The organism is Xanthomonas nasturtii, from assembly GCF_001660815.1.
In the GTDB taxonomy this organism is placed as follows: Bacteria; Pseudomonadota; Gammaproteobacteria; order Xanthomonadales; family Xanthomonadaceae; genus Xanthomonas; species Xanthomonas nasturtii.
Window position 1 is genome coordinate 143,542 of record NZ_LYMI01000009.1, and the last position, 24,002, is coordinate 167,543.

The 24,002-nt window shown below is 65.7% G+C and carries 12 protein-coding genes, 1 other RNA gene and 1 pseudogene; 12 read left to right on the forward strand and 2 right to left on the reverse strand.

Features of this window, described 5'->3' with window-relative positions; all coding sequences use genetic code 11:
* Window positions 1–29: 29 nt before the first annotated feature.
* The 10 genes from A7D16_RS04840 (at window position 30) to A7D16_RS23600 (ending at window position 14,408) form a co-directional block, all read left to right on the forward strand.
* Window positions 30–106: non-coding RNA, sX9 sRNA (locus A7D16_RS04840), on the forward strand.
* 203 nt (window positions 107–309) lie between these two features.
* Entirely contained in the window at window positions 310–1,926 is a 1,617-nt protein-coding gene (locus A7D16_RS04845) for an aldehyde dehydrogenase family protein (protein ID WP_064630326.1), read from the forward strand.
* Entirely contained in the window at window positions 1,923–3,122 is a 1,200-nt protein-coding gene (locus A7D16_RS04850; RefSeq protein WP_064630328.1) for a M24 family metallopeptidase, read from the forward strand. The genes A7D16_RS04845 and A7D16_RS04850 overlap by 4 nt, the downstream gene beginning before the upstream one ends.
* A 116-nt stretch (window positions 3,123–3,238) precedes the next feature.
* The gene (locus A7D16_RS04855) at window positions 3,239–5,056 is read left to right on the forward strand and encodes a DUF885 domain-containing protein (RefSeq protein ID WP_064630330.1); all 1,818 of its coding nucleotides are present in this window, start codon (window positions 3,239–3,241) and stop codon (window positions 5,054–5,056) included.
* Window positions 5,053–6,885, forward strand: coding sequence for a DUF885 domain-containing protein (locus A7D16_RS04860; protein WP_064630332.1), 1,833 nt, complete (start codon window positions 5,053–5,055; stop codon window positions 6,883–6,885). The genes A7D16_RS04855 and A7D16_RS04860 overlap by 4 nt, the downstream gene beginning before the upstream one ends.
* Window positions 6,886–7,480: 595 nt before the next feature.
* Complete coding sequence (locus A7D16_RS04865; protein WP_064630380.1) at window positions 7,481–9,052, forward strand: APC family permease; 1,572 nt, start codon at window positions 7,481–7,483, stop codon at window positions 9,050–9,052.
* Window positions 9,042–11,390 (forward strand): S9 family peptidase, encoded by a 2,349-nt coding sequence (locus A7D16_RS04870; RefSeq protein ID WP_064630335.1) that lies wholly within the window; start codon window positions 9,042–9,044, stop codon window positions 11,388–11,390. The genes A7D16_RS04865 and A7D16_RS04870 overlap by 11 nt, the downstream gene beginning before the upstream one ends.
* The gene (locus A7D16_RS04875; RefSeq protein WP_082925734.1) at window positions 11,390–13,027 is read left to right on the forward strand and encodes a DUF5597 domain-containing protein; all 1,638 of its coding nucleotides are present in this window, start codon (window positions 11,390–11,392) and stop codon (window positions 13,025–13,027) included. The genes A7D16_RS04870 and A7D16_RS04875 overlap by 1 nt, the downstream gene beginning before the upstream one ends.
* A gap of 245 nt (window positions 13,028–13,272) precedes the next feature.
* Window positions 13,273–13,569: a flagellar basal body rod protein FlgC gene (locus tag A7D16_RS04880; RefSeq protein ID WP_064630338.1), complete on the forward strand. Its 297-nt coding sequence runs from the start codon at window positions 13,273–13,275 to the stop codon at window positions 13,567–13,569.
* A 674-nt stretch (window positions 13,570–14,243) separates the two neighbouring features.
* Window positions 14,244–14,408 (forward strand): hypothetical protein, encoded by a 165-nt coding sequence (locus A7D16_RS23600; protein WP_162577184.1) that lies wholly within the window; start codon window positions 14,244–14,246, stop codon window positions 14,406–14,408.
* Here the strand turns inward: A7D16_RS23600 and A7D16_RS24005 are convergent.
* Window positions 14,343–15,423, reverse strand: a pseudogene (locus A7D16_RS24005) (DUF5694 domain-containing protein). The gene A7D16_RS23600 and the pseudogene A7D16_RS24005 sit on opposite strands and share 66 nt — an antisense overlap.
* Window positions 15,424–15,855: 432 nt before the next feature.
* A complete protein-coding gene (locus A7D16_RS04890; RefSeq protein ID WP_064630340.1) occupies window positions 15,856–17,427 on the reverse strand; it encodes a S53 family peptidase in 1,572 nt (523 codons plus the stop codon).
* Window positions 17,428–17,886: 459 nt separating this feature from the next.
* Here A7D16_RS04890 and A7D16_RS04895 point away from each other — a divergent pair, with 459 nt between their 5' ends.
* Window positions 17,887–20,244, forward strand: a complete 2,358-nt coding sequence (locus tag A7D16_RS04895; RefSeq protein ID WP_064630342.1) for a hypothetical protein — start codon at window positions 17,887–17,889, stop codon at window positions 20,242–20,244.
* A gap of 783 nt (window positions 20,245–21,027) precedes the next feature.
* Window positions 21,028–23,922, forward strand: a complete 2,895-nt coding sequence (locus A7D16_RS04900; protein ID WP_064630344.1) for a TonB-dependent receptor — start codon at window positions 21,028–21,030, stop codon at window positions 23,920–23,922.
* The last annotated feature ends 80 nt before the right edge of the window (window positions 23,923–24,002 follow it).

The following is a 24,002-nucleotide window of genomic DNA, read 5'->3' on the forward strand; positions in this document are numbered from 1 at the left end:
GGCGGGCGTGGTCGTTGCTCGGAATCGGCATGTACCACTCGTACACTCCGGCTCTGAACGCGCCGCCCGCACCCATCCGACGACCGCTCGCTACGTCTTGTTAGACGCTCTCAGTTTTCCTGATGGTGCACTGCCATCGCACGCTGCGCCTGCAAGTACGCACAGCGTGCGGCGCATGCGGATTCTCCCCACGCGCCGTGCCTGCGCATGCGGCATGCAGTGCTGCATCCTCATCGCTTAATCGCTTTTCTGGTCGGCCGCCGGCGCACAGTGCGCAGGCCCTGCATTCCTGTTATCGAAGGTGCCGCAATGAACGACACGAACCACTCCATTCCCACGACCGCCGCCGAGGTGCTGCTGGCAGGCCAATGGCAACCCAGCCGCAATGCGGCCGGCAGCTTCCGCGCTGCCGACCCGAACACCGGCGAGCCGATCGGTCCGCAGTTTCCGATCAGTGGCGCGGACGATGTGGAAGCCGCCGTCGCCGCCGCGCAGGCGGTGGCAGCGGAACTGGCGGCCGCACCGGTGGAGCGCATCGCCGCCTTCCTGGACGCCTATGCCGACGCACTGGATGCCGATGCCGACACCCTGGTCGCCTTGGCGCATGCCGAAACCGCACTGCCCGCGCCCACACGCTTGCGTGGCAACGAACTGCCGCGCACCAGCGGGCAGCTGCGCCAGGCCGCGCAGGCGGTGCGCACGTACAGCTGGACCCATCCCGTCATCGATCGCGCGGCCGATCTGCGTTCGCACCTGGCGCCATTGGGCAAGCCGGTGCTGGTGTTCGGCCCGAACAATTTCCCGTTTGCGTTCAACGCGATTGCCGGCAGCGATTTCGCCAGCGCGATCGCCGCGCGCAATCCGGTTATCGCCAAGGCGCATCCGTTGCATCCGGCCACCAGCCAGCGCATGGCGCAGCTGGCGCATCAGGCGCTGGTTGCGGCCGGTCTGCCGGCGGCGGCCGTGCAGCTGCTGTATCACTTCGACAACGCCATCGGCGTGCGGCTGGCCGGCGATGCGCGGCTGGGCGCGATTGGTTTTACCGGCAGCCGTGCCGGTGGGCTGGCGCTGAAAGCGGCGGCCGACGCAGCAGGCGTGTTGTTCTACGCCGAGCTGTCCAGCGTCAACCCGGTGTTCCTGTTGCCCGGCGCGCTGGCCGAACGCGGCGATGCGCTGGCGCAGGAGTTCTTCGCGTCCTGCACGCTGGGCAGCGGGCAGTTCTGCACCAATCCCGGTGTGGTGGTAGTGCCGCACGGTGCGGCCGGCGATGCGTTTGTTGCGGCCACCAAGGCCCATTTCGAAGCGGCCATGCCGATGGTGCTGTTCTCGGCGGCCGGTGTGGACAGTGTGCAACGCGGGGTGGCCAGCCTGCGCGCTGCCTGCGCCAGCGTACTGGCAGGCGGGCACACCGGCGAGGATGGCTACCGCTACGCGCCGACCTTGTTGAGCGTGGATGCAAAGACGTTCATCGCCAACCCGCAGGCACTGCAGGCCGAAGCGTTCGGCCCGGTGAGCCTGCTGGTGCGCGCGGCCGATGCAGCGCAGATGACGCAGGTGGCGGCCGCGTTCGAAGGCAATCTCACCGGCACGCTGTATCGCGCCGGCGACGGCAGCGACGATGCGGCCTGGCAGGCCATCGCGCCGGTGTTGCGCGCGCGGGTGGGGCGGTTGATCAACAGCAAGATGCCGACCGGCGTGGCAGTGAGCGCGGCGCAGAACCATGGCGGGCCGTTCCCGAGCACCGGGCACCCGGGCTTCACCGCCGTGGGCATGCCCGGTGCAATCGGCCGTTTTGCGGCCCTGCACAGTTATGACGCGGTGCCCGATGCACTGCTGCCTGCGGAATTGCGCCAGCGCAATCCGGGCGGGGTGGCGCGGCTGGTCGATGGGCAATGGAGCACGGCCGATCTGGGAGCCGGTGCATGAGCGCACAGATCGGCGGGCTGTCGCTGGAGCAGGCGCGCGCGCAGCTGGCGCCGTGGACGCAACGCGCCGCGCCGATCGCCGCGGACGAATACGAGCGGCGCATCGAACGCGCGCGCAGCCTGATGCGCAGCCAGGGCGTGGATGCGCTGTTGATCGGCGCCGGCACCTCGCTGCGCTATTTCACCGGCGTGCCGTGGGGCGCGAGCGAGCGCCTGGTGGCGTTGCTGCTGACCTTGAATGGCGACCCGGTGCTGCTGTGTCCTGCGTTCGAAGAAGGCTCGCTGGACGCGGTGCTGAAGATCCCGGTGGCCAAGTACCTGTGGGAAGAACACGACGACCCGTATGCGCTGGTGGCACATGCCATGGACGAGCGCCACGCACATGCGCTGGCGCTGGACCCGGGCATTGCCTTCGCCGTGCACACCGGTCTGTGCACGCATCTGGGTGCGGCGATCCGCGATGCGGGGGCGATCATCGACGGCTGCCGCATGTGCAAGTCGCCTGCCGAGCTGGCGTTGATGCAGCAGGCCTGCGACATGACCCTGCTGGTGCAGCGGCTGGCCGCCGGCATTGCGCACGAGGGCATCGGGACCGATCAACTGGTGCGCTTCATCGACGAGGCGCATCGCGCGCTGGGCGCGGACAACGGGTCGACCTTCTGCATCGTGCAATACGGCCACGCCACTGCATTTCCGCATGGCATCCCCGGCGTGCAGCACCTGCGCGAAGGCGAGCTGGTGCTGATCGACACCGGCTGCACCGTGCAGGGCTACCATTCCGACATCACCCGCACCTGGATCTATGGCACGCCCAACGTTGCGCAGCAGCGCATCTGGGACCTGGAGCAGGCCGCGCAGGCAGCGGCATTTGCGGCGATCCGCCCGGGCGTGGCCTGTGAAGCGGTGGACCAGGCCGCGCGCACGGTGCTGGAAGCCGCAGGGCTGGGCCCGGACTATCGCTTGCCCGGCCTGCCGCATCGCACCGGCCACGGTTGCGGTCTGGCGATTCACGAGGCGCCGTATCTGGTGCGCGGCAATGCGCAGCCGCTGCAGCCGGGCATGTGCGCCAGCAACGAGCCGATGATCGTGGTGCCCGGTGAGTTCGGCGTGCGGCTTGAAGACCATTTTTATGTCACCGAGGCGGGCGCGCAGTGGTTTACGCCGCCGTCGCTGGCAATCGATCAACCGTTTGCGTGAGCCGGCCCGGATTCACGTACCCGTAGCAGCGCGCTTGCGCGCGAATGGCGTTATCGGTAACGCCCATCGCGCGCAAGCGCGCTCCTGCGGCCGCCATCGCATCTTGGAGTGAATGCATGAACCACCTGCGTCCTGTCGCCATCGGCCTGCTTGCCGCCGCATTGTTTACTGCCTGCAAGCCAGCACCGCCGGCATCGGAAACGGCGGCTGCGGCCACTTCCGCGCCAACCAGCGAACAAGCAGCCAAGGCCTTCGATGCGCTGCTGGACAAACAATGGCAATACCAGCTGCAGCACAACCCGGAGTTCGCCAGCATCATCGGCGACAAACGCTACAACGACCGCTGGAGCGATTATTCGCTGGAAGCGGTGCAGGCCGAGCGCGCCGCAACCGCGGACCTGCTCACGCAGTTCGAAGCAGTGGATGCCAAGGTGCTGGACGCGCAACGCCAGCTCAGCCTGCAGATGATGCTGGGCCAATTGCGCGACAAGCTGGAAGGCATCGACCTCAAGACCTACACGATGCCGCTGGAGCCCATCGGCGGCGTGCAGTTGGCGCTGGCCGGGTATGGCGATGCGTTTCCGTTCGAAAACGCCAAGGATTACCGGGATTACATCAAGCGCCTGCAGACAATTCCGACGGTGATCGAACAAGTCATCGCGGTGTCGCGCCAGGGCGCGACCGATGGCCTCACCCAGCCGCGCTATCTGTTGGAGCGCCTGCCCGAGCAGATCGACAAGATTGCCGCGTTGACCGGCGAGCAGAGCCCGTTCGCCTCGCCGCTGAAAAAGCTCGATGCGGCGGTGCCGGCCGATCAACGCGACGCGCTGCGTCAACAGGTGCTCGCCGCGATCGATCAACAGGTGCGCCCGGCCTACGGCAAATTGGCTGCGTTCGTGCGCGACGAATACGCCGCGCAAGGGCGCGCGCAAGAAGGCGTGTGGTCGCTGCCCGATGGCGAGCGCCGTTACCGCTACGCCGTTCACACCCAGACCACCACCGACATGGCGCCGGAGGAGATCCACCAGATCGGCCTGAAGGAAGTGGCGCGCATCGAAGGCGAGATGACGGTGATCGCCAAGGCGCAGGGCTTTGCCGATCTGGCCAGCTTCCGCAAGGCGGTGGAGACCGACAAGCGCCACTTCGCCAGCTCCGGCCAACAGATTTTGCAGCAGTACCGGCAGTACATCGCGGCGATGGAACCGGAACTGCCCAAGCTGTTCGGCCATCTGCCCAAGACCCCGCTGGAGGTGCAGGCGATGCCGGCGTTCCGCCGCAGCGCACCCGGTGCCGAGTACTGGCAAAGCAATCCGGAAGGCACCAAGCCGGCGATCGTGAAGGTCAACACCAGCGACTTCGCCAGCCGCACGCTGATCAATATCGAAACCACCGCCTATCACGAAGGCGTGCCCGGGCATCACCTGCAGATCTCGCTTGCGCAGACGCTGCCCCTGCCGCCGTTCCGCCAGCAGGCCGGCTACAACGCCTACATCGAAGGCTGGGCGCTGTATGCCGAGCGGCTGGGCAAGGAGATCGGTTTCTTCAAGGACCCGTACAACGACTACGGCCGCCTGTCTGGCGAGTTGCTGCGCGCCAACCGGCTGGTGCTCGACACCGGTGTGCACTACAAGCACTGGAATCGCCAGCAGATGGTGGACTTCTTCCACGCGCACCCGTCCGACGACGAGCCCAGCATCCAGTCCGAAACCGATCGCTACATCGTGTGGCCCGGCCAGGCGCTGGGCTACAAACTCGGCCAGCTGCAGATCCTGGCATTGCGCGCGGAAGCGGAAAAGGAGCTGGGCGATCGTTTCGATGTGCGCGCCTTCCACGATGCGGTGCTGGGCGGCGGCGCGATGCCGCTGGCACTGTTGCAGCAGCGCGTGCGGCAGTGGATTGCACAGGCCAAGGCGGCGCCGGAGGCACGCGGATGAAGACCAGCCGCATCTGGCGCGCAAGCGCATTGAGCGTGTTGCTTGCATCCGGTCTGGGCACTGCCGCCGTGCAGGCGCAGGCTGCAGTCCCCGCACCCGCAGCAACCACGCAAGACAGCGCGGCGGCACGCTTCAAAGCGCTGTACACGCGCGAATGGCGCTGGCGGCAGGCACAGTTGTCCGGCGCGGTGGATGAAGACAACCAGGCCACGCAGGAGCAATCCGACCATCTGCCCAAGGTGGATGTGGCCACGCAGGACCAGCGCACGGCGTACTGGCAACAGGCGTTGAAGGAACTGGATGGCATCCCGCAGGCGCAGTTGTCGGCCGAAGATCAGGTGAGTTACCAGGTGTACCGCCAGCAGTTGCTGGTGCTGCTGGATCAGCAGCGTTTTCGCGCCTGGGAAATGCCGTTCAACAGCGATTCGGCGTTCTGGAGCGACCTGGGCTTCAGCGCCGAGGCCAAGCTGCGCACGCGCGAGGACTATCAGCGCTATCTGAAGATGCTGGCCGATATCCCGCGCTATTTCGCCGAGCACACCGACAACATGCGCGCCGGGCTGGCGCGCGGTTTCAGCCAGCCCAGGGTGACGCTGACCGGACGCGATCAATCCATCGCCGACGTGGCGCAGGCAAAGGGCCAGGCCAATCTGTTCTACGCACCGTTCAAGCAGATGCCGGCAACGCTGCCGGCCGAGGTGCAGGCGCAACTGCGCCAGCAGGCGGTCAAGACCATCGATACGCAGGTGCTGCCGGCGTACGCCAGGTTGCTGGACTTCATCCGCAACGACTATCAGCCGCGTGCGCGCACCACGCTGGCCGGCGAGGCCTTGCCGGACGGGCAGGCGTATTACCGCGCGCAGATTCGTGAGTTCACCACGCTGGACTTGAGCCCCGATCAGATCCACCAGATCGGTCTGGACGAGGTTGCCAAGTTGCGTACGCAGATGGACCAGACCATCGCGGCCAGCGGCTTCAAAGCGCCGGCCGGGCAGGTGGTGTTTCCGGCATTCCTGCATTTCCTGCGGACGGATGCGCAGTTCTATGCCAAGACGCCGGAAGAGCTACTCAAGCAGGCCGCATGGATTGCCAAGCGTGTGGATGCCAAGGTGGGCGATTACATCGGCCGGCTGCCGCGCCGCCGCTTCGCCATCGAACCGGTGCCGCCGGAGTTGGCGCCGTTCTACACCGGCGGCCGTGGCGGGCCGGGCATCTACCTGGTCAACACCTACAACCTGCCGTCGCGGCCGCTGTACAACCTGACCGCGCTGACCTTGCATGAGTCCTCGCCCGGCCACGCCTTGCAGATGCCGCTGGCGGCAGAAGCGCAGGGGCTGCCGGAATTTCGCCGCTACAGTTTCATTTCCGCCTACGGCGAAGGCTGGGCACTGTATTCGGAGTACCTTGGCCAGGAAATGGGCATGTACGACACGCCCTATGACCGCTTCGGCTATCTCACCTATCAGATGTGGCGCGCCTGCCGTCTGGTGATAGATACCGGCATCCACCACAAGGGCTGGACGCGCGAACAGGCGCAGGCGTACCTGCGCGACAACACCGCACTGAGCGAACACGAAGTGACCACCGAGGTGGACCGCTACATCGCCTGGCCGGGGCAGGCGCTGTCGTACTACCTGGGCGAATTGAAGATTCTGGAGCTACGCCGCAAGGCCGAAGCCGCGCTCGGCGAGACGTTCGACATCCGCGCCTTCCACGACGCGATCCTGGAAACCGGCTCGGTGCCGCTCCCGGTGCTGGAGCAACGCATCGACCGTTTCATCGCCGAGGGTGGGAAGTCGCCTTGGGCGCAGGAGGTATCGAAGCAGTAGCGATGCTGAAGCTCCTCTCTCCCCGGGGGCGAGAAGGCACAGTTTGTGCGCCGTTGGCGCGCGTGCCTTGGAGCGCCCGCGCCACAAGCGCGGGCCGGGGCGCGGAGCGGGGGTTGGGGTGAGGGTACTGGCGAAGCTGCGCAGGGTCGAAATGGCATGAGGCTGCGCACGTACCCTCATCCGCCCCTTCGGGGCACCTTCTCCCGGAGGGAGAAGGGGGCATGGTTCGAGCCCCTCTCCCCCCGGGGCGAGAAGGCACAGTTTGCGCGCCACTGGCGCGGGCCGGGGCGCGGAGCGGGGGTGGGGTGAGGGTACTGGCGAAGCTGCGCAGGGTCGAAATGGCATGAGGCTGCGCACGTACCCTCATCCGCCCCTTCGGGGCACCTTCTCCCGGAGGGAGAAGGGGGCGTCGTTCAAGCCCCTCTCCCTCTGGGAGAGGGGTTGGGGTGAGGGTACGGGGCGAAGCCGCGCGGGTCGAAATGGCACGAGGCTGCGCCCGTACCCTCATCCGCCCCGTCGGGGCACCTTCTCCCGGAGGGAGAAGGAACAGCTGTAGTAGTTAGGAATCGCCTACAACCTTTCCAACGGGGGCACCATGGCCACGCAAGGCAAGTTCCACAAGCGGCTCAGCCTGACCGACCTGACCTTTATCGGGCTGGGTTCGATCTTCGGTTCCGGGTGGTTGTTTTCGGCCAGCCATGTGTCCTCGATTGCGGGGCCGGCCGGCATCGTGTCGTGGATCCTTGGCGGCATCGCCGTCTTGCTGCTGGGCCTGGTCTATTGCGAACTCGGTGCGGCGTTGCCGCGCGCCGGCGGGGTGGTGCGCTACCCGGAGTATTCGCATGGCGCCTTGCTCGGCTCGCTGACCGGCTTTATCACGCTCATCGCGTTTTCCAGTTTGATCGCGATTGAAGTGGAGGCGGCGCGGCAATATGCAGCGGCGTGGTTTCCGTGGTTGAGTCAGCCCAACAGCACGCACCCCAGCATCTGGGGCTGGCTGGTGCAGCTGGCCTTGCTGGTGCTGTTTTTCCTGCTCAACTACTTCAGCGTCAAGACCTTTGCGCTGGCCAACAACATCGTCAGCATCTTCAAGTTTCTGGTGCCGATCCTGGTGATCGTGCTGCTGATGAAGCACTTCAATGCCGGCAATCTGAGCGTGCACGGGTTCGCACCCTCGGGTATGGCCGGGGTGGAAGCGGCGATCTCCGCCGGCGGCATCATCTTCGCGTATCTGGGGTTGACCCCGATCGTGTCGGTGGCCAGCGAGGTGCGCGACCCGCAGCGCAATATTCCCATCGCCTTGATCCTATCGGTGGCGCTGTCCACGGTGATCTACGTGCTGCTGCAGCTGGCGTTTCTGGGCAGCATTCCGGCCGCACAGCTTGCGCAAGGATGGACCGGCATCGACAAGGCCTTCGCGCTGCCGTACCACGACATCGCACTGGCCTTGGGCATGGCGTGGCTGGCGGCATTGGTGATCTGCGATGCCATGGTGTCGCCCAGCGGCACCGGCAATATCTACATGAATGCCACCCCGCGGGTGGTGTATGGCTGGGCACGTAGCGGCGGGTTCCTGCCGGTGCTGACGCGGGTGGACCCGGTGTCGGGCATTCCGCGCCCGGCCCTGTGGTTGAGCCTGGGCTTGTCGATCTTCTGGACGTTGCCGTTCCCTTCATGGGAAACCTTGATCGGCGTGGTGTCGGCCGCCTTGGTGCTGAGCTACGCGGTAGCGCCGGTGACGGTGGCAGCCCTGCGCCGCAGCGCGCCGGAATTGCCGCGCCCGTTTTTCGTCCGCGGCCTGGCGGTGTTGGGGCCGCTGTCGTTCATGGTGGCGGCGTTGATCGTGTACTGGTCCACATGGCCCACCTTGTCGTGGCTGCTTGGCTTGCAGGTGCTGGCATTTGCGCTGTACGTGCTGTATCGCCTGCCATCGCGCGAGGGCCGCACCCGCCTGTTGCGGCAGGTACGCGCGTCCTTGTGGCTGATCGTGTTCTTCGTGCTGGTAATGCTGGTGTCGTGGGCCGGCACCTTCGGTGGACACGGTTGGATCGCGCATCCGTTCGATACGTTGAGCGTGGCGGTGATCGCGTTCTTCATTTATCACTGGGGCGCACGCAGCGGTTTGCGCAGCGACGAACTGGCATTGGAGGACGACGATGGTGAGTGATGCCTTGCGCTGCGCATGGCTGGCGCAGACATCGCGCGCCATGGCCGCCTGCCTGCTGTTGCTTGCCGTCACTGCGCATGCGGCACCCAGCGTGGCCGATTACCAACGTTCGCTCGGCCTGCGCGCGCACTGGAGCACGCTGACCGAGAACGTTGCCTGGCCGGCGTACTGGCAGGACAACGGCACCTTCCATTACCGCAAGACGGTGCCTGGCGGGTTCGCCTTCATGCGCGTGGACGTCGCCACGTTGCACAAGCAACCGGCCTTCGATCAGGCGCGCGTGGCCCAGGCGCTGCAGGCAGCCACCGGCACTGCCTATGCGGCGTCGATGCTGCCATTCGAGCGGTTTGCGTATGCGCAGCAAGGCGCGCGTGAGGACGGGGCGATCGTGTTCGCCATCGAGGACGCTGCGTGGCGCTGTACCTTGACCACCTACCGCTGCGCGCCCGACGATCCCGGCCGGCAGCCGCAGGGGCAACAGCGGCCGCGCGCCTTTGGCGTGGTGCGCGACCCGGACGTGGCCGCCGATACCACGCCACGCCGTTCGCCCGACGGGCAGTGGGAGGCGCTGGCCGATGGCTGGAACCTGGTCGTGCGCCGGGTGGCCGATGGCCAGCTGGTCCAGCGCACCGACGATGGCCGTGCGGAAGACTATTTCGATCCGGAGAGCATTGCCTGGTCGCCCGATTCGCAGCAGCTGGCGGTGTATCGGGTACGGCCGGGCACTGCGCGCCGGGTGACCCGTGTGGAGGCCGCACCGGCCGGTCGCCTTCAGCCGGTGGTGCACACCCAGCTGTATCCCAAGCCGGGCGATGCGGTGGATGTGGAACGGCCGGTGCTGCTGTCCGTGGATGGCAGCCGGCGCGTGGTGGATAACGCCTTGTTCGCCACTCCATATTCGCTGTCGCCGCTGCAATGGCGCAGCGATGGCCGCAGTGTGAGCTTCGAGTACGTGCAGCGCGGGTTTCAGCACATGCGGGTGATTGCGGTGGATGCGCGCACTGCACGCGCGCATGTGGCCGTTGGCGAAGATGCGCGCACCTTCGTGTATGCCGACCGCAGCTTTCGCCACGACGTGGATGGGCGTGGCGATGAGGTGTTGTGGATTTCGGAACGTGACGGTTGGCGGCACCTGTACCTGTTCGATGGCCGCAGCGGCAAGGTCAAACGCCAGATCACCCGCGGGCAGTGGGTGGTGCGTGATGTGCTGCGCGTGGACGATGCGCAGCGCCGCATCTGGTTCGCCGCCAGCGGCATGGATGCCGGCAAGGACCCGTACTACCGGCAGCTCTACCGCGTGGATTTCGATGGCCGCCACTTGACCCGGCTCACCCACGCCGAAGCGGATCACGATGTGGCCATTGCCGACGATGGCCGGCATTACGTGGATGTGTATTCGCGCCCGGATCTGCCGCCGGTGATGGAGCTGCACGCCATCGATGGGCAACTGCTGCACACCGTTGAGCGCGGCGATATCGGCAAGCTGCAGGCCGCCGGCTGGCGCGCGCCGGAGATCTTCGTGGCCAAGGGCCGCGATGGCAGCACCGATATCTGGGGCATGGTGGTGCGCCCGCGCGATTACGACCCGCACAAAACATACCCGGTGATCGAAAACATCTACGCCGGGCCGCACGACGCCTTCGTGCCCAAGACGTTCTGGCCGTTCGGCTACCACTCCGGCGGCGACAAGCAGATCGGCATGCAGGCGCAGGCCGATCTGGGTTTCATCGTGGTGATGATCGATGGCATGGGCACCGCCAATCGTTCCAAGGCGTTTCACGATGTGGCGTGGAAAAATCTGGGCGATTCCGGCTTTGCCGACCGGATCGCCTGGCATCGCGCGCTGGCCGCGAAGGATCCTGCGTACGACATCAGCCGGGTCGGCATCTATGGCGCATCGGCCGGCGGGCAGAGCACGCTGGGTGCACTCGAACGCCACCCGGAGTTCTACAAGGTGGGCGTGGCGTTTGCCGGGTGCTACGACAATCGCATGGACAAGATCAGCTGGAACGAGCAGTGGATGGGCTGGCCGGTGGATGCGAGCTACGCGCAGGCATCCGGCGTGGTCAACGCCAGCAAGCTGCAGGGCGACCTGCTGTTGATCGTCGGCGAGCAGGACAGCAATGTCGACCCGGCCTCCACTGCGCAGGTGGTCGATGCGCTGATCAAGGCCGGCAAGCAGTTCGATCTGCTCAACGTGCCCGGTGGCGAGCATTCGGTGGGCCGCTCCAGCGGGCCGATCGACTACGTGCAACGCCGTCAGTACGACTTCTTCGTGCGCCACCTGCGCAACGACCCTACGCCACACTGGAATTCGCTGTCATCGGAGGCGCAATGATGCGTGTGTTTGCTCGATTCACGGCACAACGCTGCGGCCGGGTGACCGGTCTGGTGTGGTTGCTGGTGGTGCTGGCAGTCGGTGTGCCGCTGCTTGCCAGCGCAGCAGAGCTGCCGCGCTTTGTCACCCAGAACGGGCGGCATGCGGTCTTCGTCGATGGTGCGCCCTATACGGTCCTGGCCGCGCAACTGCATAACTCCAGCGCATGGCCGGCCGTCTTGCCCAAGGCGCTGGACGAGGTGGTCGCGCTGCATGCCAACACCGTGGAAGCGCCGGTGTATTGGGAGCAGTTCGAGCCGACGCAGGGCCGCTTCGATACCACCAACGTCGACGCACTGATTGCCGGCGCGCGCAAGCGTGGCCTGCGCGTGGCCTTGCTGTGGTTCGGCAGCTGGAAGAACGGCCAGATGCATTACGTGCCCGAGTGGATCAAGCGCGACGAGACAACGTATCCGCGCATGCGCGATGCCAATGGCGAGCCGGTGGATGTGCTGTCGCCCCATGTGGCGGCCAACGTGCAGGCCGATGCGCGTGCGTTCACTGCACTGATGCAGCACCTGCGCAAGGTGGATGGCGACCGCCACACGGTGATCCTGGCGCAGGTGGAAAACGAGCCCGGTGCGATCGGCACCGTGCGCGACCATGGCCCGGCCGGCGAGGCCGCCTTCGCACAACCGGTGCCGGCCGAGATTGCGCGTGCACTGGGCAAGCCGCAGGGCAGCTGGCAGCAACTGTTCGGCGCCGAAGCGGCCGAAGCATTCAACGCGCATGCCACCGCCGCCTACATCGAGCAGGTGGCCGCAGCCGGCAAGCGTGCGTACCCGCTGCCGCTCTACGTCAACACCTGGCTGCGCTACAAGGGCAAGCGCTATCCGGGCATGGACTATCCCTCCGGCGGTGCCACGGTGAACATGTTCGCGCTATGGCGCGCGGCCACGCCGTCGATCGACTTCATCGGCACCGACATCTACACCAACGATTACAACGAATACACCAAGGTCATCGGCCAGTACGCGCGGCCCGACAACCCGGCCTGGGTGTCGGAAACCGGCTTCGAAGCGGCCACCGCGCCCTATCTGTTCCATGTACTGGGGCAGGGCGGGATCGGTTTTTCGGTGTTCGGCATGGATGGCAACCCCGACAGCGAGGCCAATCGCGCCGCAATCGCTGCGCACGCGGCCAACTTCAAGCTGCTTGCGCCGATGCAGCGCATTCTGGCGCAGGCCGCCTTCGACGGCCGGCTGCAGGCGGTGGCCGAACAGCCCGGCGCGCCGCAGCGCACGCTGCGCTTCGGCGAGTGGGAGGGCAAGGTGTCGTTCGGTGCGCCACTCTGGGGCGATGCGCCGCCGATTCTGCCCGGCAACGACGACCATGCAGGCCGGTTGCTGGTCGCCCAGCTGGGGCCGGAAGAATTTCTGGTGACGGGTATGGCTGCACGTATTGAATTTTTCCGCGACGCGGCCGATACCCGTCATGGACAACTGTTGCGGGTGGAGCAGGGGCGGTATGTCGACGGGCGCTGGCAGGTGGAAAAACAGCTCAACGGCGACCAGACCGACTACGGCCTCAACTTCGGGCGTGCGGATGCGGCCGGCAATGTGCCCGTGGTGTTGCGTGTGCGGGTGGGTACGTATTGAGCGGGCGAGGCGACCGTGCAGCCGTAAGACGGGCGTTGTCGCAATGGGTAGGTAGGACATGTGGGTGGAGCAGGTGGGTCGCAGTTGCTGTTCGCTGGGTCCATCCGCGTAAGAAAGGCTCGCCCGGCGGTTAGCGTGCGGTAAACGCGACAGCAGCGCAGCGCGATTGTGATCGGCGGCTGCGCCGGTTGGTGAGTCAACGAGCGTCCTCGCTTTTTTTTCATAGTTTGTGCACTGGAGCCATCATGAGCATCAACAGCATCGCCAGTTCCGGAATGCAGGTGGCCGCACTGCGCCAGCAGGTAGCCGCCAGCAATGTGGCCCGTCAGCCAGTGGACGGCAGCCCACGGCAGTCCGTTGCCGCCAGCACGCAGGCCAATGGCGGCGTGGCCGCCAGCGTCGTCGATGCCGGCGCCGATCCATCGGCGCCGGCCACCGATCTGGTCGAGGGTCTGTCGGCACGCAACGATTTCCAGGCCAACGCCACCGCGCTGCGGCGCTCCGACGAGATGTTGGGTAGCTTGCTGGACGTGTTGACCTAAGCGGCGCGGAGTGGATGCCAGCCCTCGTCGTCCTGATACACCGGGTACACGGCTGTCGGTGTGGTCGCGCCCTGGCGACATCCGTCTGCTGCTTGGCTGCAAGCACTGGTGGAGATGGTCGGTGCGCAGAGCTTCGATCAAACAGTCCGCAGAATTTCTGGTGCGGTGATTTTGTTCTTCAATAAAGCCGCCAGCTAACTATCTGGTGGGGCACCGCGCGCTCGAGTTCTTCGCGTTTGCTGCAGGGCCCTTGCCCGCCCACCATCGCGGGACACGCTGCAAGTACGTCCATGTAAGCTCCGTGGCGGCATCCATGCCGCCAAGGGTCCCGCGACGGTGGGCGAGCAAGGACCAGCGGAGATGGTCGGTTCGCATGGATCTGAACCAGCGCCCCAGCAGGCTGCGATGCGGTGGCTTTTGCTCTTCAAAAAACCACCAGCCAACTGTCTGGTGCGGTGTCCTCACCGATTGCGGGACCGTTGGCGGCATGGATGCCGCCGCCGAGCCTCCACGGACGGAGATTCACGGCGTGTCCCGCGAGCGGTGAGGGCACCGCGCACTCGACCGACGCTGCGCCTTCACTGAAGCCCTTGCCTGCTCACCATCGCACGACATGCTGCAAGCACGTCCTTTAGCTCTTTGGCGGAATCCATACCTCCAAGATCCCACGAGCGGTGGAAAACACCATCCTCGACATGCTGCAAGTCAGACGCGATGAGGTCACCGTGCACTTGACCGAACCCGTCATGCTGCAATCGTTGTACTCACCGTCGTCATTGCTCGTTACTGCCCAACACCTGCGCCGCGTCCACGATCTCTACGCCCTGCAGTTGGCCTAGCCACTGATCGAACCAGGGCTTGTGCGTAGCGCCACTACCGCCAGCACACGTGCACCGGGTTGGTCGGAAAAGCTGGCACGCACGCTAGACACCATGCGCAGGTTGCGGATCTCCCAGCAGGATACGTAGCGATAGCCGTAGTGTTGCGGTGACTTCTCGCTCAACGCAGCGCGGAAGTCCGCCTCGATCGAGAGCTGCTGGTTGGCCGGCAGGTAGATTGCGCGGTACAGCTCCAATAGCTTGCCTTGTTGCGCCAGATCTTTTCTCTGCGCGCGCATCGTGCCGGCACGCGGCGCAGCTTTTTCCCAGGCTGCCTGGACCGCGTTTCCATAGGCCGCCGGGTTGTCCACCTGCACATTGTCGCCGGTGTGATCGTCGACAGGGTGGACGCGCTGCAGGCCCAGCCGTACGGCCAGAGGCACGGAGATCTGGCTACTCTCGTCCTGGCGATGTTCCATCGCACGCAGCCGTGCCACCAGCGCGGCATCCAATCCATCGCCAGGGCGTTGCTCTGTCTGTGCAAGCTGCAACCACTGCACCAAGGCAGACCATGGATCGCCCGAGGCCAGAAACAATGCAGCTAGCTGCCGGCGCTGCGCCGACGTCGGCGCGCTGGGCCAGCTCTTGAGTGTTGCATGCACCTTGCCGATGGCGGCCGGCACATCCAGGCCGGTCGCACGCGCCGCGTCGTCGACCTTGGGACAATAAGCTGCACCGTCTTCCGGCAGATAGACCGTGGGGTGCCGGCGCATCAAATCGCAAGTTTCGCCCGACAGATCCTCTGTCGTGATGATGGTGGGCTGGCAGGCCGCCAGCCGGTCCAGCAACGGTTGCAGGCGCGCGGCAGAGACATCGCTGCCCTTGGGTAGCTGCGACAGGTGCACGCTGCCAAGAACCAGCACCTCCTGCGTGGCGCGGCCATCTCTGCATCCAGCTGCGATAGCTCCACCTGTGCCTGCGCGATGCGGGGCGCGATGCAGGGCGTGATGAGCGTGAGCAATGCTGACCACAGCACGCGACTTCGCGGGCGAGTGTGCACGACCGGTGATGGAGCGGAACGTGCACTGGCTGTGTCGCCGCTGCTCGCTTTGCGATAGAAGGGAATCTGCATGACGTTCCTTGTGGAATGCGCGCTGCCGCAAGCGCACGCCGCAGCAGTGGACGTGCGGCGCGTGTGGCCGAAGCAGCAGGCGTCGGGCCCGGCCGGAAAGTCATGCGGTCAAATGGCAGGGGGCGTTGGCGTGCACAGACCACAACGCGCCTGCCTGATGCTGAAACATAGTCCCCGGCGCGTGGTACGCGCCGTGCGCAAGTCGCCTGCGTCAGGCAGGCCTGCACAGAGCCGAGAGGGGAGCGGCGAATGCGGCGGCAGTCACCACGCTTACGCGGATAGCGATGCCGGCCCTGTGCGCCGTGATGGCCGCCTGCGGTATCACTCGCGCTGCTCTCAGTCCGGTCGTAGGGCGTCTGTCAAGCGTGCGCCGTCGGGCACGCCCAATCCCGTGGTGGCATCCCAGCCGGCGGATGCGCGGAAGCCGGCGTTGTCGCCGGCGACGATGTCGCGGAACGCATCCGTTCGCCCGTACAGGCGCGGCAGCACGAAGTGGGGTTGCATGCCGTTTGCACCGTAGATGCGTGCCAGCAAGGCGGCCCATAACGGTGCGGCGGCACTGGTCCCGCCCATCACCGCTGGCTGCCCGTTGATCGACAGGTAGTAGCCGGTCTGCGAATCGGCGTTGGCAGCCACATCGGGAACACCGCGCATGCTCAATTGGCGAGATTGGTGCTGTGCATCGGTCAGGCGCAGATCTTTCTGCCAGGCAGGGCGTGCGAAGAATTTGCTCTGCCCGCCACCGCCGTTGGCCCACGCCTGCTCGTTGGCGCTGTCCGCCGTGACCTGCAGCCGGGTGCCTCCACAGGCCAGCACGAATGGGCTGGAAGCGGGGAAGCAGACGTTCAACCCCGGCTGCCCGTCGCTGGCGCCATCGTCGCCTGCGGCGATGCACACCGTGATGCCCAACAATGCGGCGGCTTGAAACGCACAGTCGTAGGCCTGACGCGATTGCGGCGTCCACTGCGATTCAGTGAAGCCCCAGCTGATGGCGATGATGCCGGGGCAATGCTCGGTGTCGTGGATGGCGGCATTGATCGCTTCCAGAAAGCCGTTGTCGGTGTTGGGCGCGAAATACACCACCAGCTTGGCGCCCGGCGCGATGGCCCCGGCGATCTGGATATCCATCTGCGCCTCCACGTCGGCATCCGCATTGCCGGTGCTGACGGTATTGGTGGCACCGGGCAACAGCACATCCACCAGCGTCGGCATGGGCACACGCAACTGCGCGAAATAGGCAGCCATCTGCTCGCGTGCATAGCCGCCGCCGAGCACGATGATGGCGATGCACTGCCCATGTCCGTCGTGCTCGGGAAAGCCGTACAGCTGCGCCAGCTGCGGCGGTGTGTACTGCATGATCGGGCCATCCTGCGTGTCGGCAGGCTCGGCTGGCCGCGGCGAGGTTGGCAAGGCCGCAGAGGGGGCGGGCGCACTGGGTAGCGTCTGCGCCTGCGGGCGTGCGTCCAGCCCGAGCACGGCGGTGACGATGCCGGCCAGGGGCTGCGGAATCGACACCGGGCCGGTGCGGCCGCGGTAGCGCAGCGTGCCATGGACGTATTCGCGCAAGCTGACCTGAAATGCGGTTTCGCACTGCTGCACGGTGCCTTCCAGAATCACGTTGCCGCTGTCTGCGTGGGCGCGCTCGACCGTCAAGCCATAGCTGGCGGCAAAGTCGGCGACAGCCTGCAGATCTGCGGCGCTGGCGGCGAAGCGTTCGCTGAACTCGGCGCGCGTGAAGGCAACCGGCAGCGTACTGGCCTGCAGTTGCAACAGCACATCGGCGGCGGCATTCAGTGCCGGCATCCGCACCGCGAGCAGCACGCGCAGGCGCTCGTCCAGCGGCGGTTGGCCAGCCTCGACAGTGGAGGGTGCGGGACGGCGCTCACTGCCAGCGAGGATCGTATGCATGCGGGAAGAACTCCATCAGGGTAGGCGAGCCGATAGCGGTCGAGATGCAGATACAGCGTGCTGCACGGTCACGGTCACGGCCGCACAGCGCAGCAGCCAGGCGCACGGCATTCTGCATTCAACACCATGCCTGGGCTGTGTGCGCCTCCGCCGCCGCGTGCGATCGATCGCCATGCGAAGTGATGACAGGTCGATCGGTGGATCGCCCTGGCAACGGCCCGCAACGGCGGGCGTCTGCAGCAAGGTCAGCATCTAAGGCGTGCGCCTCAGATCCTGCGACAGCGTGCCGGGTGATGTGCATTGCGTGTGGTCTGGCGCAGCCACGTTCGCCGTAAGCACCGCTGCAGGCAGGCAATACACCCTCTCTATGCAGATTTCCGCACGGGCGTCTGAGCGCTGTCACAAGACGCGCTGCGCGAAGGCGCGCACGATGGGCAACGATCATTCGAGGGCGCAACGATGGACCGTAGAACCTTTCTGCGTCAGGGCATGGCGGCTACGGCAGCTGTCGGTACAGGTGCTGGGCTGGCACTACCTGCCACGGCAGCAAGGGCAACCGCCGCGCCGCCGCCGGCACGGCCGCATCTGCAGCCGCTGCCTTCGGCCGCGCATGTGGGCAGTACGCTGTGCAGCTTCACGCACCTGCAGCAACGCTGGACGGTCTACGAGCATCTGGACGATGCGCAAGGCCAGCTCACGTTGTGGACCGACAGCGGCATGCTGCAGCTGGACAAGCGCACCGAGCCAACCTATCCGGCCGAGCGCAAGCCGTACTTCGGGCTGCCGCTGGCGCAAGTAGCGATGGCCGAAGCCGACCTGCTGGCCGACCGCCTGCTGCGCGATGGCGACCCGGACGAGGCTCAGGTGCGCGATGTGGCGCCGCCGCCCGCGTCCTTGCTCGACCCCAAGGACAACGGCGGCCGCTGGCCGTGGACCACCTTTGTGGGCACGCGCGAAAGCCTGGACACCATGCCGATCCTGCCCAACGGCCGCAGCCGCACCTCGCGTCCGGAACATGCCTTCACCGAGCTGGGCGAGGAAGCGCTGATCAAGCGCCGCGAAGAAGGCATGCTCGGTGGCTGGATGCCGGCGGTGCGCAAGGTGATGCGCCGCGAAGGCGAGGTCGATGCCTGGTACGACGTGCTGGTGTTTGCCGATGTGCGGGCAAGCGACCGCTTCGTGGCGCAGACCTGGCACCGCACGATGAAGGTGCAGGCCGGCGCCATCGTCGCGGTGCACTACACCCACAGCTATCCCGAATTTGCGCCATCGCGCAGCGCCGCCACTGCCGAACAGTTCTACGCGGCGTTGATAGATTTCGCCGCGTACTGGCAGCAGGCGCTGGACGGTACCGTGCAGGCGCAGCTGCCCGATGCCAGCTGGAACGACATGGCGCAGTTCGCGTTTGCGCGCGAGCTGGTGGTGCGCCCGGGTGGCGATTACCCCAAGTACGGCGCCGTGGAACGCGACTACTACGGCAACGAATACGACGGCTTCCAGGACACGTTTACCAGTTCGTTCTACGCCAACCTGGAGTGGGGCCGCTTCGCGCAGGCTGCGGCGGTACTCGATAATTACTTCGATGATTTCGTGCAGGACGATGGCCTGCCGAACATGCGCGGGCCCGAGGTTGGCCAGTTCGGGCTGACGTTGTCGCTGCTGGCGCGCTACCTGCGTTACACCGGCGATGCGCCACGGCTGCGGCGCTTGTTGCCCAAGATTGCCGCCACCGCGCAGGTATTGTGTGCATTGCACGACCAGGCGCTGGCATTGCCGCGCACCGCGCACGGGCATGGCCTGCTGCATGGCTGGAACGAATCCGACGCCTGCCTGTTTTCCGATCCATCATTATGGTGGAAGCCGTATTACGCCAACAGCGCGCTGACAATCCGCGGTTGGGAAGACATCGCACAGGTGTGGAACACACTTGGCGGCGATATCGGCCAGGCAACACAGTGGCAGCGCCGCGCCAGGCAACTGCGCGCGCGCCTGGAAGCCAGCCTGCGTGCCAACGTGCGCCGCGATATCTCGCCACCGTACGTGGGCCCGTTGCCCGGCACCACACTGACCTTCCGCCAATCGCTGCTGCAGGAAAAACCCAGCGAACAGCAATGGCCGCATCGTGCGTATGCTGAGTTGCTGCAGGCCGACGTACTGCCGGACGATCTGGCCAACCTGGTGGTCGATTGCTTGCGTGGTCATGGCGGTACCAGCATCGGCGTGGTGGCCAATATCGCGCCGCCGGAGCCGGGCAGCCGCGATCTGCTCGGCTTCATTTCCTACGGCTATGCGCAACAGCTTCTGCGGTTGGACCGCATCGAAGAATATCTGTTGTTCGTCTACGCGCACCGCTACCAGGTGCACACGCGCGGCAGCTGGACGGCGGGCGAAGTCAGCGGCATCACCGGTGGCATGCCGTTGTTCTGCATCCCGGCGCAGATGACCATCCCGCTGCTGCTGCGCTGGATGCTGGTCAGCGACGACAGCGCGGGCGAGCAGTTGTTTCTCGCACGCGCGCTACCGCGCGCATGGCTGGGCAGCGGCACGCCGCTGGGCATCACCGCAGCGCCAACGCGCTGGGGCACGGTGACGCTGAGCCTGCGGACCGACGTGGCCGCGGGGCGTATCGATGCAGAGGTGCAGTTGCCCGAGCGCACACCCAAACGCACCTGGCTGACCCTGCGCGCTCCAGCGGGCACGCGTCTGCAACGTGTGCTCATCGACGACACACCGGCGCGCCTGCAAGGTCCGCATGCCGACCGCGTGGCGCTGCCCGCACGCGCGGCAACGGTGAGGGTGCAGGCGTGGTACGGCTGAGGCACGGCGCGCCAGCCCGGCGCTGCTGCGCTGCCGTACGGTGCAGCGCCGCGCGATTGGCACAACCACTGACCTTCCCGATATGTTCGACCGCCGGCACTGCAATCGGTGCGGCTCCGCCGGTGCGCCAGCACCCACGGTGCGGCGCAGCCTTGCAGGAATGGAAGGGTGTGGCCGTCAAAGCGAAGCATGCCTCCGGTGTCGGCGCTGCCGATGCTGCACCCTGAGTACAAGTGACTCACGGCCCGCCCTTCAAGCGGACACGCGTGCACCTTTCGTCACGTCGTCGTATCGCAATCGTCGCGTGGTGCACCAGCATCCAGCGGTAGCGGCCATCTTGCCGGTGATCCTTGCGTCCTGTGGCAGTGACACCTCGCACGTCTGCAACACCGCAATCGCTGCACAGCAATGCGCGTGCGATTGCGGACTGGAGCGCGCTCGCACCACCAACGCACGATGGTTCACTTGCGAACCATGCTGTTTTCCGCATGCGCTGTCGCCAAATGCGACAAGACGTGGCGCGTGCGCACAGGCACATTGTGACCAGCTGATGAAACTGGAGCGCATGGGCGCCTTCAGTGCGGAATCCACCTCTTCCTGACAACACGCGTTGCTGCGCGATCGCTCGCCTGTGCCGCAGGTTGTCCGCGTGTCTGCACTACGGGCGTGAGCAGCGGTTTCGCTGCGTCATGCCTCTGCCAATCACCTCGACCTGCGCCGCTGTACGCCGGCACGGGCGCGTGTTGCCCATCGTTTGTCTGTTGTACGACTCAGGAGCCTTGCATGCCGATGTTGCCGTTGCCTCTCTCCCGCACCTGCGGCGCCACCATGCGGCCATTGCCGAGCATGCTCACCACCGCGCTGTTGCTGGCGTTGTCGGCAGGTGCGGTCGCGCCGGTGTCGGCACAGCAGGCGACCGCTGGCGATACGACGCAGACCCTGGACAGCGTGGTGGTCACCGGCTCGCGCCTGCGCCGCGTGGATACCGAAACCGCCAACCCGGTGGTGACCGTCAGCCAGGAACAGATCGCCGCCACCGGCAAGGCGACCGTCGGCGATCTGTTGCAGGAGCTGCCATCGATTGCCGGCAACGCCACCAACCCGTACACCAACAACGGCGGCGGCACGGGCGCGTCCGCAATTTCGCTGCGCGGCCTGGGCGACAAACGCACGCTGGTGCTGGTCAACGGCGTCCGGCTGGCCTACAACGATGTCAACGCCATTCCGTCCAGCATGATCGAGCGGATCGAAGTGCTCAGCGATGGCGCCTCGGCGGTCTACGGCTCCGATGCGATCGGTGGCGTGGTCAATTTCATCCTGCGCACGCGCTTCGACGGCGTGCAGTTCAGCAGCGACTTCGGCACCAGCAGTGAAGGCGATGGCAACCGCCACAACTTCACCCTGACCACCGGCAAGACCTGGGAGCGCGGTAGCCTGATCGGCGGCCTGTCGCACCACAACATCGACCCGGTCTCGGCAGCGGCGCGCGATTACTCCAGGGACGCGCTCGCCTTGACCAATGGCCAACCGGTGAAGCAGGGCTCGTCCGCCACGCCCACCGGCACGGTCAACTTCAACGACGGCTCGGATCAATCGCTGCTGCTCGCCCAGTCCAATGGCTGCGGGCGCGTCACCCTCAACAGCGGCGTCAGCGGGCGCGCCGGCCCGGGCGATTTCCATTGCTACAACGCCAGCGCAGACTCCTACAACTACCAGCCATTCAACCTGCTGCAAACGCCGCAAAAACGCACCAACGCCTTCCTGCTGGGCACCTATCGCTTCAGCGACAGCGTCGAGGGCTACGTCAACACATGGTTCAGTAAAACCGAATCGGCCTCGATCATTGCGCCAATTCCGATCTTCTCCAACGGCGACAACATCCTGGTGTCGGCGCAGAGTTACTACAACCCGTTCGGCGTGAACTTCGGCACCGACCGCAGCACCGGCACCTCCTACAACGACCTCAACACGCGCGCCACCGTGCTGGGTAATCGCAGCTACCAATACAACACCTACAACTTCCAGATCAGCCCCGGCCTGCGCGGCCGCTTCGGCGACAGCTCCTGGCAATGGGATGCCACCTTCAACTATGGAAAGGTCAAGCAGAAGTCGATCAACAACGGCTTTCTCGACTATGCCGCGTTCAATCAAGCCATCGGCCCGTCGTTCCTGGACAGCGATGGTGTGGTGAAGTGCGGCAGTGCTGGCGCAGCGGTTGCCGGCTGCACGCCGTTGAATTTCTTCAACCTCAACGACAGCTCCAACCTTGCGACCCTGCAAGGCATGGTGGTCAATCCCATCGTCACCAGCGTGTACACGGTCAAGCAGTTCGAGGCCAATGCAAACGGCACCTTGTTCGACTTGCCTGCCGTCGCGGCCAGCCTGGCGGCCGGCATTTCCTACCGCAAGGAGCGCTCCACCACCGCCTCGGACCCGCTGTGGACTGGCGATGAAAACGGCCTGTGCGGGGTGATCGAGTTCTGCTCGTCCACCTTGAGTGGCAGTTTCGACGTCAAGGAAGCCTATGCCGAAGCGCTGTTCCCGCTGCTCAAGGATCTGCCCGGCATCAACGCGTTGAACATCACCGTGGGCACGCGTTTTTCCGACTACAGCTCGGTGGGCAGCAAGACCAATAGCAAGCTGTCGCTTGAATACCGCCCGATCGAAAACCTGCTGCTGCGCGGCACCGTGTCGCAGGTGTTCCGCGCGCCCAACATCAACGAACTGTATGCCGGCGTGGCCGGCGATGCGGCGACCGTCAACGACCCCTGCAATGGCTACACCGGTGGCAACACCGTGGCCTGCGCCAACGTGCCCACCGACGGCAGCTACCAGCAATCGGACGGGCAGGTGTCGGGCAAGGTGTCCGGTGCGGCGGTGGCGGGCTACCAGCTCAAGCCGGAAACCGGCAAGTCGTACGATGTGGGGTTCGTGTACGACCCGCAATGGATCGATGGCCTGTCGTTGAGCGCAGACTGGTGGCGCATCGACCTGGAAGACACCATCACCACGGTGTCGGCGCAGACCGTGCTCAATCAATGCTTCGCCAACCCGGCCAGCGCGTTCTGCGCGTTGATCCATCGCAACGGCAACGGCACCATCAATTACATCGCCGAGCCCACCGTCAACCTGGGCAAGCTCTGGGCCAAGGGCATGGACTTCAACCTGACCTACCGCTTGCCGGCAACTGCCTGGGGCAACGTCACCGCCGGCCTCAACGGCACCTATCTCACCCGTTACGACGTGCTGCCCGACACCACCGACCCCAGCTCGGTCACCATCCACAACGTGGGCCGCTACACCCAGGCCTACGGCAACTTCCCGCGCTGGCGTGCATTGGGCACGGTGAGCTGGGCACTGGACGACTGGAGCGCCACCTGGCGCATCCGCTATGTGGGGCACACCGCCATCGGCAATTCGGATCCGGACCAGAGCCTTTCCGCCGATTCCAGCCAGCCGACCGTGGTGCGCAACATCGGCGCCTACGTCTACAACAACCTGCAGCTTGGCTACAACGTGGAACCCTGGCACACGCGCTTTGAAGTGGGCGTGGACAACATCGCCAACAAGCAGCCGCCGTTGTATTACTCCAACAACGTGGGCAATGCGAACACCGATGTGGCCACCTACGATTTGCTGGGTCGGTTCTATTGGGCGCGCGCGACGGTGAAGTTTTGAGTGCCGAAGCGCGCGGGGAGGGGGAGCCGGTCGCGCGTAAGCCACGCTTGTGCAGTCGCGAAAGATCGCCGCTGCGCATG

Excerpts from the sequence above, each read along its gene's own strand:
- A7D16_RS04855 (WP_064630330.1), top strand. The coding sequence starts at position 3,239 with ATGAACCACCTGCGTCCTGTCGCCATCGGCCTGCTTGCCGCCGCATTG.
- A7D16_RS04880 (WP_064630338.1), top strand. The coding sequence starts at position 13,273 with ATGAGCATCAACAGCATCGCCAGTTCCGGAATGCAGGTGGCCGCACTG.
- A7D16_RS04870 (WP_064630335.1), top strand. The coding sequence starts at position 9,042 with ATGGTGAGTGATGCCTTGCGCTGCGCATGGCTGGCGCAGACATCGCGC.
- A7D16_RS04865 (WP_064630380.1), top strand. The coding sequence starts at position 7,481 with ATGGCCACGCAAGGCAAGTTCCACAAGCGGCTCAGCCTGACCGACCTG.
- A7D16_RS04850 (WP_064630328.1), top strand. The coding sequence starts at position 1,923 with ATGAGCGCACAGATCGGCGGGCTGTCGCTGGAGCAGGCGCGCGCGCAG.
- A7D16_RS04895 (WP_064630342.1), top strand. The coding sequence starts at position 17,887 with ATGGACCGTAGAACCTTTCTGCGTCAGGGCATGGCGGCTACGGCAGCT.
- A7D16_RS04875 (WP_082925734.1), top strand. The coding sequence starts at position 11,390 with ATGCGTGTGTTTGCTCGATTCACGGCACAACGCTGCGGCCGGGTGACC.
- A7D16_RS04845 (WP_064630326.1), top strand. The coding sequence starts at position 310 with ATGAACGACACGAACCACTCCATTCCCACGACCGCCGCCGAGGTGCTG.
- A7D16_RS04900 (WP_064630344.1), top strand. The coding sequence starts at position 21,028 with ATGCCGATGTTGCCGTTGCCTCTCTCCCGCACCTGCGGCGCCACCATG.
- A7D16_RS04860 (WP_064630332.1), top strand. The coding sequence starts at position 5,053 with ATGAAGACCAGCCGCATCTGGCGCGCAAGCGCATTGAGCGTGTTGCTT.
- A7D16_RS04890 (WP_064630340.1), bottom strand. The coding sequence starts at position 17,427 with ATGCATACGATCCTCGCTGGCAGTGAGCGCCGTCCCGCACCCTCCACT.